13 protein-coding genes are annotated in these 15,477 nt (G+C 35.2%); 7 read left to right on the top strand and 6 right to left on the bottom strand.

Annotation, left to right across the window (positions count from 1 at the left end; genetic code table 11):
* Nucleotides 1-220: 220 nt before the first annotated feature.
* The gene (guaB, locus tag AACP56_RS04020) at nucleotides 221-1,693 is read left to right on the top strand and encodes an IMP dehydrogenase (RefSeq protein WP_339333172.1); all 1,473 of its coding nucleotides are present in this window, start codon (nucleotides 221-223) and stop codon (nucleotides 1,691-1,693) included.
* Nucleotides 1,694-1,771: 78 nt separating this feature from the next.
* On the opposite strand, the gene AACP56_RS04015 is transcribed toward guaB, so the two are convergent.
* Both AACP56_RS04015 and lysA read right to left on the bottom strand, forming a co-directional pair.
* Nucleotides 1,772-2,281 carry a thioredoxin family protein gene (locus AACP56_RS04015; RefSeq protein WP_339333174.1) on the bottom strand — a complete coding sequence of 170 codons (510 nt, stop codon included), beginning with the start codon at nucleotides 2,279-2,281 and terminating at the stop codon, nucleotides 1,772-1,774.
* 60 nt (nucleotides 2,282-2,341) lie between these two features.
* Complete coding sequence (gene lysA, locus AACP56_RS04010) at nucleotides 2,342-3,583, bottom strand: diaminopimelate decarboxylase (RefSeq protein WP_339333176.1); 1,242 nt, start codon at nucleotides 3,581-3,583, stop codon at nucleotides 2,342-2,344.
* Nucleotides 3,584-3,735: 152 nt separating this feature from the next.
* On the opposite strand from lysA, the gene AACP56_RS04005 reads away from it, so the two are divergent.
* From AACP56_RS04005 to AACP56_RS03980, 6 genes are all read left to right on the top strand, one after another.
* Nucleotides 3,736-4,377, top strand: a complete 642-nt coding sequence (locus AACP56_RS04005) for an LON peptidase substrate-binding domain-containing protein (protein ID WP_339333178.1) — start codon at nucleotides 3,736-3,738, stop codon at nucleotides 4,375-4,377.
* Nucleotides 4,378-4,465: 88 nt separating this feature from the next.
* Nucleotides 4,466-5,659, top strand: a complete 1,194-nt coding sequence (sucC, locus tag AACP56_RS04000) for an ADP-forming succinate--CoA ligase subunit beta (RefSeq protein WP_339333180.1) — start codon at nucleotides 4,466-4,468, stop codon at nucleotides 5,657-5,659.
* Nucleotides 5,660-5,875: 216 nt separating this feature from the next.
* Nucleotides 5,876-6,211 (top strand): hypothetical protein, encoded by a 336-nt coding sequence (locus tag AACP56_RS03995; RefSeq protein WP_339333182.1) that lies wholly within the window; start codon nucleotides 5,876-5,878, stop codon nucleotides 6,209-6,211.
* 395 nt (nucleotides 6,212-6,606) lie between these two features.
* Complete coding sequence (locus AACP56_RS03990; RefSeq protein WP_339333185.1) at nucleotides 6,607-6,933, top strand: hypothetical protein; 327 nt, start codon at nucleotides 6,607-6,609, stop codon at nucleotides 6,931-6,933.
* 109 nt (nucleotides 6,934-7,042) lie between these two features.
* A complete protein-coding gene (locus AACP56_RS03985; RefSeq protein ID WP_339333187.1) occupies nucleotides 7,043-7,444 on the top strand; it encodes a TerB family tellurite resistance protein in 402 nt (133 codons plus the stop codon).
* A 111-nt stretch (nucleotides 7,445-7,555) separates the two neighbouring features.
* Nucleotides 7,556-7,981, top strand: coding sequence for an Hsp20/alpha crystallin family protein (locus AACP56_RS03980; protein ID WP_339333189.1), 426 nt, complete (start codon nucleotides 7,556-7,558; stop codon nucleotides 7,979-7,981).
* Nucleotides 7,982-8,067: 86 nt separating this feature from the next.
* On the opposite strand, the gene uvrB is transcribed toward AACP56_RS03980, so the two are convergent.
* Genes uvrB through AACP56_RS03960 form a run of 4 tightly spaced genes read right to left on the bottom strand, consistent with a single transcriptional unit; the run spans nucleotide 8,068 to nucleotide 15,471 of the window.
* A complete protein-coding gene (gene uvrB, locus AACP56_RS03975) occupies nucleotides 8,068-10,056 on the bottom strand; it encodes an excinuclease ABC subunit UvrB (RefSeq protein WP_339333191.1) in 1,989 nt (662 codons plus the stop codon).
* 49 nt (nucleotides 10,057-10,105) lie between these two features.
* Nucleotides 10,106-11,851 (bottom strand): T9SS type B sorting domain-containing protein, encoded by a 1,746-nt coding sequence (locus AACP56_RS03970; RefSeq protein WP_339333194.1) that lies wholly within the window; start codon nucleotides 11,849-11,851, stop codon nucleotides 10,106-10,108.
* Nucleotides 11,852-11,897: 46 nt separating this feature from the next.
* Complete coding sequence (locus AACP56_RS03965) at nucleotides 11,898-14,609, bottom strand: T9SS type B sorting domain-containing protein (protein ID WP_339333196.1); 2,712 nt, start codon at nucleotides 14,607-14,609, stop codon at nucleotides 11,898-11,900.
* 28 nt (nucleotides 14,610-14,637) lie between these two features.
* Entirely contained in the window at nucleotides 14,638-15,471 is an 834-nt protein-coding gene (locus tag AACP56_RS03960) for an ABC transporter permease (protein ID WP_339333198.1), read from the bottom strand.
* Nucleotides 15,472-15,477: the final 6 nt, after the last annotated feature.

Raw genomic sequence — 15,477 nt, 5'->3', positions numbered from 1 at the left:
TATTTATTTAGACTGATTTAAAATAACAATACAAATGTAAAATCAGTTTTTCAAATAACAAAGCTTATTTAGAATAAATAAAAATAACTTTACATTAAGTTTTCATTACTAGTGATTTAGGATAAAACTTTAACTTTTGAGACTATCTTATAGAGTTTATCTGTACCGAAAGAGCTAAGCAAAAAAGAGTATCTTTGCACGCAATTAATCCGTAATTGCAATGGAAGCTCACCTAAATAAAATTCTTGGAGAAGGTTTAACTTATGATGATGTGCTGCTCGTGCCAGCTTTTTCTGAGGTTCTCCCAAGAGAAGTAAATATCCAGTCCAAATTCACACGTAACATTACTATAAATGTACCCATAGTTTCAGCGGCCATGGATACGGTTACAGAGAGCCGAATGGCCATTGCCATTGCCCAAGAAGGAGGAATTGGGGTGTTGCATAAAAATATGACCATTGAGCAACAGGCCATGAAAGTCCGTAAGGTGAAACGTGCCGAGAGTGGAATGATATTGGATCCAGTCACCATGCCACTTAGCTCTAAAGTAAGTGACGCAAAAGCCAATATGAAAGAGCACAGTATTGGCGGAATCCCTATTGTAGATGATGCCGGAAAACTTATAGGTATTGTAACCAATCGTGATTTACGATTTGAAAAAAATAATGAAAGACCAATTGCTGAGGTTATGACCTCTGAAAATTTGGTGACAGCTGCGGAAGGGACTTCTCTTTCAGAGGCTGAAGATATTCTTCAAGAGCATAAGATTGAAAAGCTTCCAGTAGTTGATGATAACTACAAACTGGTTGGTTTGATAACTTTTAGGGATATTACAAAACTTACCCAAAAGCCTATTGCCAATAAGGATAAGTACGGACGACTTCGTGTTGCTGCTGCACTTGGAGTTACTGGTGATGCAGTAGATAGGGCAGAAGCCTTGGTCAAAGCTGGAGTAGATGCTATAGTAATTGATACTGCGCACGGACATACAAAAGGGGTGGTTACAGTTCTAAAAGAGGTCAAAAATAAGTTTCCTGAACTAGATGTTATCGTTGGTAATATTGCTACTGGAGAGGCCGCTAAATATCTGGTCGATGCAGGTGCTGATGCTGTAAAAGTTGGTATTGGACCAGGATCTATTTGTACTACCCGTGTTGTTGCCGGGGTTGGCTTTCCACAATTCTCTGCAGTTTTAGAAGTATCGGCTGCCATAAAAGGTTCTGGGGTACCTGTAATTGCAGATGGTGGAATACGGTATACAGGGGATATCCCCAAAGCGATTGCGGCGGGCGCGGATACCGTAATGTTAGGTTCTTTGTTAGCTGGAACCAAAGAATCACCTGGTGAGACCATTATTTATGAAGGAAGAAAGTTTAAAAGCTACCGTGGAATGGGCTCTGTTGAAGCCATGAAACAAGGTAGTAAAGACCGTTACTTCCAAGATGTAGAGGACGATATTAAAAAGTTGGTTCCAGAAGGCATTGTAGGCCGCGTTCCATACAAGGGAGATTTGTTTGAAAGTATCCACCAATTTGTTGGTGGGCTACGTGCAGGAATGGGCTATTGTGGAGCTAAGGATATTGAAACACTAAAAGAATCAGGTCGGTTTGTAAAGATTACGGCTAGTGGTATCAATGAGAGTCATCCACATGATGTGACCATTACCAAGGAGAGTCCTAATTATAGCAGATAACAATTCCGGCAGGTTAATTAAAAAAATTAAAGGCATAATATTGATGCCTTTTCTATTTACTTTTTTAAATGGAAACCTTTATTTACCTATTCCAGCATAGGTTTTCCAATCTTTTTCTTTATAAATATTTTCCCCAAAATAGCGTGCGATTTGCATAAAAGGCTCCACTTTCTGGTATCCAGGAACAGGGGATAGCATGCCTAAGTTTTCATCTAAGAAAACAACTGTTGGGTAACTCATTTTACCTTGTAAAAGGGCTGCTGCAAACTCATGATATCCACGTCTGCCCTGGGGAACAAATTTGAAAGTTTTACCGTTGTATGTAATATCTTTTTTTCCTTCAGCATTAAGCTTTACCATATAATAATTAGCTTGCATATAGGTAGCTACTTCAGGATTTTGAAAAGTATCCTTATCCATCTTTTTACACCATCCGCACCAGTCCGTGTAAACATCAACAAAAATCTTTTTAGGATTTTTATCGGTTTGCGAAAGCTGATAGGCTTCATCCCAAGAAAGCCAAATCACTTCTTGCGCTGTAATGGATGAGCTAAAAATTAATAATAAAACAAAAAGTATCGTTCGCATAAAACAGATTTGAGGTTTTAGTCTTGTAACTATATAAAACCTAACGAAAATTATGCCGTATTATTTCGCAATTGCTTTAGCTCGTTTGGTCTCAAATAGCTGTTTTGTATCTATTTGATTTTTGATGATATCATCAAAAGTTTCTCGTTTTCTAATTAAATGTGCCTCACCATTGTACCAAAGGACTTCTGCTGGACGGTAACGAGAGTTATAATTACTCGTCATAGTGAAACAGTAGGCTCCTGCATTTTTAAAGGCCAATATGTCTCCTTCGGAGATTTCATTGATTCTTCTATTACTACCAAAAGTATCGGTTTCGCAAATATATCCTACAACTGAATAATATCGCTCACGTCCTTTAGGGTTTGAAATATTTACAATTTCATGTTGAGAACCATAGAGCATAGGACGAATCAAATGATTAAAACCAGAATCTACACTCGCAAATACCGTAGAAGTAGTTTGTTTAACAACATTCACTTTTGCCAAAAAGAAACCGGCTTCACTTACTAGGAATTTCCCAGGTTCAAAAGCCAATGTTAGCTCTTTTCCATATTCCGCACAGAATTCATTAAACCGCTTTGTCAGTTTTTTTCCTAACTCTTCAACATTGGTTTCTATATCTCCAGTTTTGTAGGGGACTTTAAAGCCGCTTCCAAAATCAATAAAATCAAGATTTTTAAAATTTTTCGCTGTCTCAAAAAGAATTTCTGAAGCATATAGGAAAACATCAATATCTAGGATATCACTACCCGTATGCATGTGAATACCATTAACGTTCATTTGAGTTAATTCCACAATGCGTAAAATGTGAGGAATTTGATGTATACTAATACCAAACTTGGAATCTATATGCCCAACAGAAATATTAGAATTACCACCTGCCATTACATGAGGATTAATTCTAATACAAACGGGAACATCTGGACGTTTGCTACCGAACTGTTCTAGTATAGAAAGATTATCGATATTGATCTGTACGCCTAAAGCCGCAGCTTCTTCAATTTCTTCTAACGAAACCCCATTTGGAGTATAAATAATAGATTCGGGTTTAAAGCCAGCAATTAAACCTAATTGAACCTCTTGTATAGAAACAGTGTCGAGACCACTTTCCAAACTATTCATTAATCTTAAAACTGAGATGTTAGAAAGTGCTTTCGCAGCATAATTCAAGCGAAGGTTGCTAACTCCTTTAAATGCATCGGTCAACCTCTTAAACTGTGAGCTAATTTTATGGGCATCATAAACGTAAACCGGAGCACCAAATTCCTTGGCTATTTTAAGTAAATCATTACCTTTCATTAGATTTCAATTTTTGTAAAAATAAATTTAGTAGGGCTAAGGAACAAAAATTAAAAACAAAATTATATAAATACAACAAATTGTTATAAAAATAACAATGTATTGATTGTAGTTTTTATTACATGTCCTTATTTTTAGAGAAAAATCAAGCTATGCAATTACCACTTTTTCCTTTACAATCAGTTTTTTTTCCTGGGGAAACCGTACCGCTTCACATATTTGAAGATCGTTACAAGCAATTAATAAATGATTGTCGGGCAGAGGCAATGACCTTTGGAATACCGGTATACATCAATGATAAATTAGCCTATGGTACTGAAGTTCAACTTGTAGAGGTTGTAACAACTTATGAAGCTGGTGAAATGGATGTGGTCTGTGTGGCAAGGCAGGTTTTTAAGGTTTTAACTTTTGACAATGAAATGGAGGGAAAATCATATGCCGGTGGGGTAGTGGAGTTTTTAGAATCTGATAATGATGCTCCAGAGGACTTGCGACAAGATGTTTTGGGCAAGATTGAAGAATTGTACGAATTAATGGCAGTCCAGCTTCCACAAATAGAAGTGGATAAATTTAATAGTTATGCATTCGCACATAAAATGGGGCTCTCCTTTGAGCAAGAATATGAACTGCTACAGCTCACTAATGAGACAGAACGTTTAAATTACATTAAAAAGCACTTGGATACCACCATTACTGTTCTAAACCAAATTAATCGTACGAAAGCAGTAATTGAAATGAACGGACACTTTAAAAACTTTGATCCTTTGGACTTCGAGGATTTTAAGGTTAACTAGAATAACAATCTTTAAATACCCAATTTTAATTCTTAATTGTAACTGTGGTTTCCTATTTTTGTCCCTCAATAAAAACAGTACTAGTCTTATGAACCTTCACGAATATCAAGGAAAAGAAATTTTAGCAAGTTTTGGTGTTAGAATCCAACGTGGAATTGTAGCACATAATGCAAAGGAAGCTGTTGATGCAGCAAAACAATTAACACAAGAGACAGGTACTGGCTGGCATGTTATAAAAGCGCAAGTACATGCAGGTGGTCGCGGAAAAGGCGGTGGTGTTAAATTGGCTAAAAACCTAAAGGAAGTTGAAGAATTGGCTGGTAGTATAATAGGTATGAATTTAGTTACTCCGCAAACTTCTGCTGAAGGTAAAAAAGTACACCAAGTTTTAATTGCAGAGGATGTTTATTACCCTGGAGATAGTGAAACAAATGAGTTTTATATGTCGGTTTTATTAAACCGTGCAACAGGTAGAAATATGATCATGTATTCTACTGAAGGGGGTATGGATATTGAAGAAGTGGCTGAAAAGACACCCCATTTAATTTTTACTGAAGAGATTGACCCGGCCACAGGTCTTTTAGGATTTCAGGCTAGAAAGATTGCCTTTAATCTAGGTCTATCTGGAACTGCGTTTAAAGAAATGACAAAGTTTGTGGCTTCTTTGTATAAGGCATATGTTGAAAGTGATTCAAGTATGTTTGAAATAAACCCTGTACTAAAGACTTCGGATGATAAAATAATGGCTGTTGATGCAAAAGTATCGATAGATGATAACGCACTATACCGAAGAAAGCAGTATGCAGAAATGCGGGATTTACGTGAAGAAAACCCAATTGAGGTCGAAGCTCGAGCCGTAGGATTAAATTATGTCGATCTAGATGGTAATGTAGGCTGCATGGTAAATGGAGCAGGATTGGCCATGGCAACTATGGATTTAATCAAGATGGCAGGTGGTGAACCAGCGAATTTCCTAGATGTTGGTGGTACTGCAGATGCCAAAAGAGTGGAAGAGGCGTTTCGGATTATTTTAAAAGACCCTAATGTAAAAGCGATATTGATAAACATTTTTGGCGGAATCGTCCGTTGTGATAGGGTAGCCCAAGGTGTTGTAGATGCCTATAAAAACATGGGTGATTCTATTAAAGTTCCAATTATCGTTAGATTACAAGGAACCAATGCAGAATTGGCAAAAGAGATTATTGATAATTCTGGATTAGCGGTTCACTCAGCCGTTCAGTTTCAAGAAGCTGCTGACAAAGTGAAAGAAGTATTGGCATAACAATTTCATTTTAAATAATTTAGAAAAAGAGGGCTTTTTAGCTCTCTTTTTGTTTTCTACAACTAGAATAACTTAAGCCCAAGGGCCCATCTTTTCTTAAAATGTATTAAAAAATGGTAAAAGCAGGTTAAAGCCATGCATAAACTGTAACATTATCCAGCTTTAAGATGTCTTTTTTGTATTCATCAATTGTTTAATCATAAAATCGAAAAGGTCATGAGAAAATTAAAATTAATCGTAGCAATTGGGCTATTTGTTTTTTCAGGTTCGTTATCCGCGAATACACCTGAACCCAAAAAATTAAATAAGAATCTTTCAGCTCAAATTCAAGAACTATTGCAAGACAACGCAATAGATACTGAAGAAGAAAATATAACAGCGGCGGTATGGTTTATGCTGAATGAGGAAAGCGAAATTGTTGTTCTTGATATAGATTCAGATAGATTGGATCTAAAATGGTTTGTCAAAAGAAAATTAAAGGGTAAGAAATTGGCATCCACTACGGAACAAAGAGGCAAACAATTTGTGGTTAATGTTTTGGTTAAACCATAGGTAAGCAATTTTGAGGTTATAGAGAAGGTAATGTTTTTATAACATTGCCTTTTTTATTTAATGTACCCTTCTATTGAAATCTGCTATTAAATTTTAAGGATTTTGCTAATGGACTGAAGTTCTTTTAATGTATTGGGATAATTTAAGAAATATTGTTCGGTCTTTGATTTAGTTCCAATATGTTTCCTAATATTAGTATTTAGTTAGGCACTTTAAATAACTATTAAACAACCCACCCAATCTTTCTATTCTTATTTTGAAAATTTAATTTTACTCTTGAATAAGATGTTGGTTTAAAATTCTGTTAAAATTCAGTTTTGTTGTAACATTATCATTTCTGAAGAGTCTTTTAAATATATTCATCAATTATCATCAATCTTAAAAACGAAATTATCATGAGAAAAATTAGTTTAGTTTTAGTAGCAGCTTTGCTACTTACAGCAGGTAACGTTTTAGCTAACGATTACAAACCAGAAAATCCAGCAAAAAAATTAACGACACAAATCCACAAAATGTTGGAAGACAACACTTTTAATGAAAAAAATGATTTAACAGCTGATATACGTTTTATCATAAATGAGAATAGTGAAATGGTTGTGTTATCAGTATATACAACTAACAAAGCTTTAGAAAACTTTGTTAAAGGAAGGCTTAACTACAAAAAAGTAGATAACGCCCAAGAGGGTAGAGTCTATACAGTTGCTGTCAGAGTTGAAGCATAATGTATCGTAGTTATTTGAATTAGCTAGAAAATCCCAGGGAAACTTGGGATTTTTTTATACTAAACTGATACAGTTTAAAGTTATAGTTACACAAGTTGGCTTAACTATTATGAGTACCTACCAAGAAAAACTGAGTATACTTTCAGAAATGATTGCTTTTGCAAGGGTTGAGAACACCATTAAGGAATCTGAATATAATTTTTTAGTGAGTGTGTCCCAAAGCCTTGGTGTTGAAAAATATGCTTTCGATGAATTACTACAAAAAAGAGTAGAAAAGCAAGTACTTAAAAGCCAACCAGAAAGAATAGTACAATTTCACCGTTTATTACTTTTGATGAATATTGATCAGGTGCAGACTAGCGCTGAAATTAACAAGCTTCATAATATGGGATTAAAAATGGGGCTTCCCCCATCAGCAATTGACCAGGTTTTGGAAGTTATGCATCAATACCCTAACAATTTAGTTCCCACAGAAGTACTCCTTGGAATTTTTAGGGCGCATTATAATTAGTGACATTTAGTCAGTAATTATTTACAGAAAAACGCCAAAATGACACTTCATTGATGTTGGTATATATTTTGTCTTTTACTGTGTGAAGTTTAATCATAAAATTAATTCACCATGAGTATAGTTAAAAGAAACAATTTATTATTTCCATCACTAATGAACGATATTTTTAAGCCAGATTGGTTTGGAGGAATGGAAAACATGAACCACAAAATGCCTGCAGTCAATATTAGAGAAAATGAAAAAGATTTTGAACTAGAGTTTGCAATACCCGGTTTTAAAAAGGAAGATTTTAATATTGAAGTTGATAACGATGTTTTAACCGTTTCATCTGAGTTAAAAAATGAAAGTGAAGTAAAAGAGGAGAATTTTACTAGAAAAGAATTTTCATTTTCTTCTTTTAAACGTGCATTTACATTACCGGAAACAATTGATGAAGGTAAAATCAATGCAAATTATGAAGATGGAATTCTAAGGTTAACACTACCAAAAAGAGAAGAAGCTTTACCAAAACCAAAGCGTTTAATTGAGATAGCATAAAAATATTGTAAAACCAATTCTGGTTTTGCAATGGTTTGTTTAGTTGGTTAGTTATGAAAGTGCCGTTCTAATGAACGGCACTTTTGTTATTCTTGCTCCTGAAGCATTTTTATTTCATCTCGTAATTTTGCTGCTTCCATAAAATTAAGTTCTTTAGCTGCTTTTTCCATTGATTTTCGTTTTTCACGAATCAACTTTTCTTTTTGGTTAGGTGTCAAGTATTCTAAATCTGGTTCAGCAGCCCTTAACTCTTCTTTTTGAAAATGATATGTAGAAACCGAGTTTTTGGCCAAAGCATTGTCCAAACTCTTATTCAAGGCTTTGGGAACTATATTGTGCTCTGTGTTATATGCAATTTGTTTTTCACGACGATAGTTGGTTTCATCAATAGTTTTTTGCATACTTTCCGTGATTTTATCTGCATACATGATTGCAAGCCCGTTGAGGTTACGGGCTGCTCTACCAACTGTTTGAGTTAGGGAACGGTTGCTCCTGAGAAAACCTTCTTTATCAGCATCTAAGATGGCAACCAATGAAACTTCAGGTAAATCAAGCCCTTCTCTTAATAGGTTTACGCCAATTAGGACATCAAAAATCCCTTTTCTTAAATCCTGCATTATTTCTACGCGTTCCAAGGTATCTACATCACTATGTATGTAGCGACAGCGAACATCGATGCGGGAAAGGTATTTGGTCAATTCTTCAGCCATACGTTTGGTAAGTGTGGTTACCAATGTTCTTTCGTCCAGTTCAACACGCTTTTGGATTTCTTCAATTAAGTCATCAATCTGATTTAAACTGGGTCTAACTTCTATTATCGGATCTAATAGACCTGTAGGTCTAATAACTTGTTCCACATAAACACCTTCACTTAACTGTAACTCATAATCTGCTGGTGTCGCACTCACATAAACCACTTGATTTTGTAAGGCTTCAAATTCCTCAAATTTTAAAGGCCTATTGTCCATTGCTGCTGGAAGCCTAAAACCATATTCTACCAAGTTTTCTTTTCTTGAACGGTCACCACCGTACATAGCATGAACTTGGGGAATTGTTACATGGCTCTCATCAATCACCATTAAATAATCATCTGGGAAATAATCCAATAAACAGAAAGGTCTTGTACCTGGATCTCTACCATCTAGATATCTGGAATAATTTTCAATTCCAGAGCAATAACCCAATTCGCGAATCATTTCTAAATCAAAATTGGTTCTTTCCTCCAAACGCTTTGCTTCCAGAGGTCTACCAATTTCTTTAAAATAGTCTATTTGTTTTACCAAATCATCTTGGATGAGATGAATAGCATTTTGTAGTATATCCGGCGATGTTACAAACATATTGGCAGGATAGATATTCAGGTTTTCATAAATTTCAATGACTTTATTATTAAATGGGTCTAAGGCTTCAATTTCTTCAATTTCGTCTCCAAAAAAGTGAATTCTAAATGCGTAGTCTGCATAACCTGGAAAAACATCAACCACATCTCCTTTAACCCTAAAATTCCCGTTTCTAAAATCAGCTGTCGTTCTTGAGTATAAACTTTGAACTAACTGATGTAAAAACTTAGTTCGAGAAATTACTTGATTTCTATGTATTGAGATTACGTTTTTTTGAAATTCAATGGGATTTCCAATACCATACAAACAGGAAACGGAAGCAATTACCAATACATCACGTCTACCAGATAATAGGGATGAAGTAGTACTTAAGCGTAGTTTTTCTATGTCTTCATTGATTGATAAATCCTTCTCTATATAAGTTCCACTTGTTGGAATGTATGCTTCTGGTTGATAATAATCGTAGTAAGACACAAAATACTCAATAGCATTTTCTGGAAAAAACTGTTTAAACTCAGAGTATAATTGAGCAGCTAAAGTTTTATTATGCGCTAAGACCAAAGTAGGCCTTTGCACCTCTTGGACTAAATTGGCAACTGTGAATGTTTTTCCAGATCCGGTAACTCCTAATAAGGTCTGATGTTTGTCTCTTGCTAGAATTCCATCAGCAAGTTGTTTTATTGCTTGTGGTTGGTCTCCAGTTGGCTTAAAATCTGAAACTACTTTGAACTTCATATGGTAAAAATACTAAAGCGGCGTAGTAAAAAGAAAGAAGTATGGTTGATTATCTTTTTAGTGTAAAAAAGCCTTGTATTTCGCGCTGGGAATCGTCAATTGCCTTAAACCAATAACCACCAGTTGGTAATGGTCTCCCATTAAAATTACCATCCCAACCAACTGATTGAGGATCTATTTGAGCCAAAAGCTTGCCAAATCTATCATAGATTCTTATAATCTGCAGTGCCACTTCTTCAGTATTTGGTGGTTGTACAAATTGCCAAAAATCATTGGTGGAATCCCCATTTGGAGTGAAAAAATTTGGAAAACCTTCCCTTATGGAATCTGCTAGTATTTCTTTTGAAACAATACAATTCTGTTCCATAATATCCCTTACAAATACAATATTGTCTCCCAAAGGGGCATTTGTAAATATATTACTGTTCTGGTATGGACCATCTATATTGTTAAGAGAATATTCATATTGGCTGTTTCCTGTGACATTTACAATAAGTCTAAGATTATTATCATTTCTTTCTACATCGACAGATTCTATTATTGGCCCTTCCAAAACCTCTACCGCGAATTCTTTTGCTGTTGTGCATGGAATGTTATTTCCATTAGGATCTGCAAAGTTGCTGACTTCTAGTCTGTAAAAACCACCTTCTGAAATCTCTACTTCTTGGGTTTCTGATAAGGTAGCGATTTCTGTACCTATTGAAGTAGTCATAACCCACCTATAACTCTCAGCCTCCACATCTGTTGTAAGTAAAATGGTAGGAGAGTTTTCACAAGTAGTAAATGTGTCTGGAAAATCAAACTCTGGGAATAAGCTAATAAATTCGCCTGTCGTTCTATCTAAAAAAGGCCCACACCCAATTGCGGTTGAAAAGCTTTCTTGTTGGCAATTTATCGCCTCCCCTAATTCATTGAAGGGTATAATGGTAACGAATAGGGTACTGTTAGGTTCAAAATCTAATACTAAAGTTCTATTATTAGAAAAAATACCTTCATCTAGAATATCATTATTATCTGGTGTAGTACCTATAGACAAATTGTAACCCGTTGCTCCTGGTACATCTGTCCATTCTAAAATCGGGGTAAGAGGAACATTACTATCTCCGTTTCTTGGCGATATTAATGTGGCACATCCTAAATTGGATACTATTTCTGATGTAATAAATGACTGAGCAGTACAATTTACGGCCATACCAATTCCGTTTAAAGCAATGATTTCAACAAATATCTCAGTATTTGTTGGAAGATTTACGGGAGGATTATAGGTCAATACGTTTCCAACATTAATATTATTGGCAATATCTGTACCGCCTAGAACAGTACCCGCAGATAGTATATATGAAGTAGCTCTTGGACTATAATCCCAAGTAATATTGGTGCCTACATTTACATTAATTGCTCCGTCTTCTGGATTGTTTAAAATGGCACATTCCGGCACTTCCGATAAAGTTTCTGTTGTGAACGATATGCTTGAACAAACAACATCATCAAGATTATCAAAGAAAAACAAGGTGATTGTAACAAATATTTGTGTGTTTTCTGGCAATCCCAAAGGGGGATTAAAAAAAGTTGCACTACCGACCAGACGATTAGAAATAATATCATCTCCACCGGGTGTAGTACCTAAAGAAATTCGGTAGCCTGGTACTCCGGGAATTTCTTCCCAAACGATAGTGGATTCTACCGCTACATTAGTTTGACCAGACACTGGATTTAATAAATTAGGGCACGACTGACCATAGGTAAAATATGTATTACCTACCAATATGATAACAAATAGCAATTTTTTTAACATTTGATAAAAATCAAACAATTTAATTTACAAAAAATATTGAGTAATGTCATCTTTTTAACGTAAAGTGACCTTTAAACACTCTACCATCTTCTAAAATGGTTTTAAACCAGTAATCAGCTTCTGGTAAAACCGTATTGTTATAGGTACCGTCCCAACCAGATGAATTCATATCAAAAGCAGCAACTAAATTTCCATAACGATTAAAAATCGAAACAGTGCTATTGGGTTGAAACTCAGAATTTATGCCTATTAATTGCCAAGAATCATGAATTCCATCACCGTTTGGAGTAAAAAACTTCGGGTATCCCACTACAGAAATCAACTCCTCAGTTATTCCACATCCGTTCCTGTCATTTACATAAATTGAGAAAATACCTGGCGTAACGTTAGTAAAAATGTTTGAATCTTGATAGGTTAACCCATCTATTGAAAATTCATAGTCCCCGTCTCCAGAGACTAAAATTTCCACACTATTATTATCAGAGAAATCTCGTATATTAATATTATCAATAACAGCTCTATTTGAAGGTATAACCTCAAAACGTTCCGTACTTGTGCATGTATAGGTCTCTCCTTGTAAGATATAACTATAGCCTACTTCTAACTCATAAACACCAGTATTTGTTACTTCTAACTCATCAGTATCACTTAATTCTAAATTAGCGTTTGTATCTAATTGCGTCCAATGATATAAATCAAAGCCTTCTGGGGCTAATATTGTTATTGGTGGACCGTCTGTACAAAATAAAATTTCATCGGGATAATCCAATCTTGGTGTTGGATTAACAATTAAGTCTATTTCCAAAACATCTACACATTGATTTTCATTTTCAACTCTTGCATAAACTGTTGTTGGTTCCCTTGTAAGTACAGTTGAAAGTTCATCGATTTCAAGAGAAGCGTTTTGCCTATTGCCATAAAATGAAACTTCAAAATTTTCTAGAGTATCAGAGTCGACAGCTTCCAATAAATCAAAACTTCCACTTAGAATTAAATCGTTTGAATCTTCATCACAAACGTAAATTGTTTTTTTGCTACTATCACTAGTAAGAGTAGGCACTACTTGTAGATTAAGTTGACCTATACTTTCGCAATTATACTCATTTACTTTTTTATAATATATAGTGGTATTGAATGGTGAAGCGTTAATGTAGCCTATCGTTTCTTGTATAGAATTATCATTCGCTCTATCCACCATGGTTTCATAAAAAAAATAGGCATTATCATCAGTAATAATTTGCTCTAAGTTGAAAGCTGTAATCCCATCTTGGGAATCAGTTGCATCTATATCACATTGTGATAATGAAATAGTTGGGGTTTCTGGTAATTCGTTAACAGATATTAAAGCTTCGCCTATTATGGGGCAAGCATTTAGATTAGGTAAAATAATTTCTAGTCTATACCTACCGGCATCTGATAAAACCGCAGGATTTACCTCTAATATTGCACTTGAATTAGTAAGGCTTTCCCCATCTTTCTCCCAATTGTAAGTAGCTCCAGTAATTTCTTCTGCTTGTAGTGTAAAGCCTTCCCCGTTGCAGATGGTAAGCGTATTGCTTTTTGTACCATCAGGGTTTTGTACTAAAGAAGTTTTATCAAAGAAAGATTGTATAAAGGGAGGGAGGCCTTGAGTACCATTTCTGCCATTTAAACTTATAGCATTATGCTGATAGTTGGCATTTGTGCCAGCTTCATTTGGATTTTGTATAATCCCTAAAAATGGAGTGCCATTAAAATAATTGTTTGCAATGGTTCTATAAATTTTACCATCTGACCCTAATTGAAGTGCACCTCTATAAATTGCCCTTTCATCAATTATTATCTGCGAAGCTTCAATATCACTTGCCAAAACATCAAACTGTACCAAAGATGAGGTATGTACTCCTAATTGATCAGCAGGTGCATTATTAGTGGAGTGGATATAAAGAAATTGCTGGTTTGGTGAAAACTCTACTCCATAGGGAAAGATATTTTCTCCATTTATGGCTAACGATATTTGATTTGAAACTGCTCCAGTCTCCTTGTTAAAATCATAAAGGTACAATCCACCAAAAGAATTGGCACTTGCTAACTTGGTACCATCGGCATTAAACTTCATATAACCTCTGGCATCGTTTATCTCTAGTTCAAAGCCACTTTTAACAGCTGGTGTTTGTATGCCCAAGGTGTTTATTTCAAAAGCATGATAGGTATTATAAGGTCCTACACTACCATTTTGTGTAGAAAAAGCCATAACCCAAATGGATTGGTCAAAACAATCTTTAACTACTGCGGTTATTTTCTCTGAACAATGATTTAGAAGGCGTATGTTTTTTTCAATTACTACTCCATTACCTTCATTTAAATTCATGTCTACCAGCGAGTAATTAAGCCCGCGATTTGGATCCCCCTCAAATGAAGAAGTGTCGACAGTGAATATGTAAAGTTTTTCTGGGTCTTCAGGTTTTGGAACTATTATGGCAGATTGTGCGCTGGAAGGGTCTCCATATAGTCCATTTCCATTGGGCATCACTTGATGGTTTTTATCATATACCGTTATCCCATCGGTGTAAAACAAAAGGTTTCCAAAGCTATCAGATATTGAGGCGCAGCCTTCGTAGGTATCTATTTGGCCATCTGTCAACGGTGTGACCGTACCATCGTTTTGAAATTGTAAACCTGCTCTTTCCCCAAAATACCAATTGGAAGTTTCACCTTGTGCCAATAGAAGCAAAGGAGAAAAAAGGAATATACAAATCCACGTATATCTTTGTAGCATTTTTGAGTATAAGCAAAAAAGCAATATACTACAAATCTCTTTTCTTTAGTAAGGCATAGGATAAATAGATGAAAATTGCTGTCCAACCGAGCACAATTAATATTTCATACCAATGAACATGGTAATTTAAATTAATTGTCTCCCCAACTTGGTCCGCGACAGTTTGTACCGCTTCTAACCTTGTAATAGGCTCTTTTATGAGGTTGAACATAGATTGTAATGGAAAGAACCCCATAACAGTCTCAGTAGTTTCTCCATCAAATAATTTCCAACGTATAAGTCCTCTGGTAATTCCTTCTATAATTTGCCACAAAATCAAAAAGCCTAAGGCAAAAGCTGAACGTTTTACAAAAATTCCTAAGAATAGACAGAATGAAAAGAAACCTACGAGCTTAACAAAAAAGGCAAACACAAACTCCAAGTCTGAGAATATGATTGAAAGTTCATTGAAATCAGAATAAACCAACCCTAAAATCATGGACACAACAAACACAAATACTGTTGAAACAAGCGCAAATGAAATGACAGTTAAAAACTTAGATAGGATAAACTCTTTCTTGGAAAGACCATCTATTAAATTCTGTTTAATGGTCTTGTTACTATATTCATTTGCCATCATGGAGACAATCACTATGGCTAAAAACAATTTAAAAAATGCCGTAACAAAAGTGTTAAAGTGCCAGATGTAAGGAAAATTAAAAATGCCAATCTCGGCTAAATGAAACTTGACTGGACCAATATCAAATTTAATTGCAGCGATTAGTGCAATTGAAGTAAGCAATGCAAAATAAGAGATAACAAGTACTTTACTCGCCCTGTTATTCCAAAGTTTTATAAATTCTATTTGTAGCAGTCGTACCATGGTTAA

Origin of the sequence: Croceitalea sp. MTPC6 (assembly GCF_036985525.1) — a bacterium.
GTDB lineage: Bacteria > Bacteroidota > Bacteroidia > Flavobacteriales > Flavobacteriaceae > Croceitalea.
The sequence above is the reverse complement of the archived record's forward strand: the minus strand, read 5'-3'. Positions and strand labels throughout refer to the sequence as shown.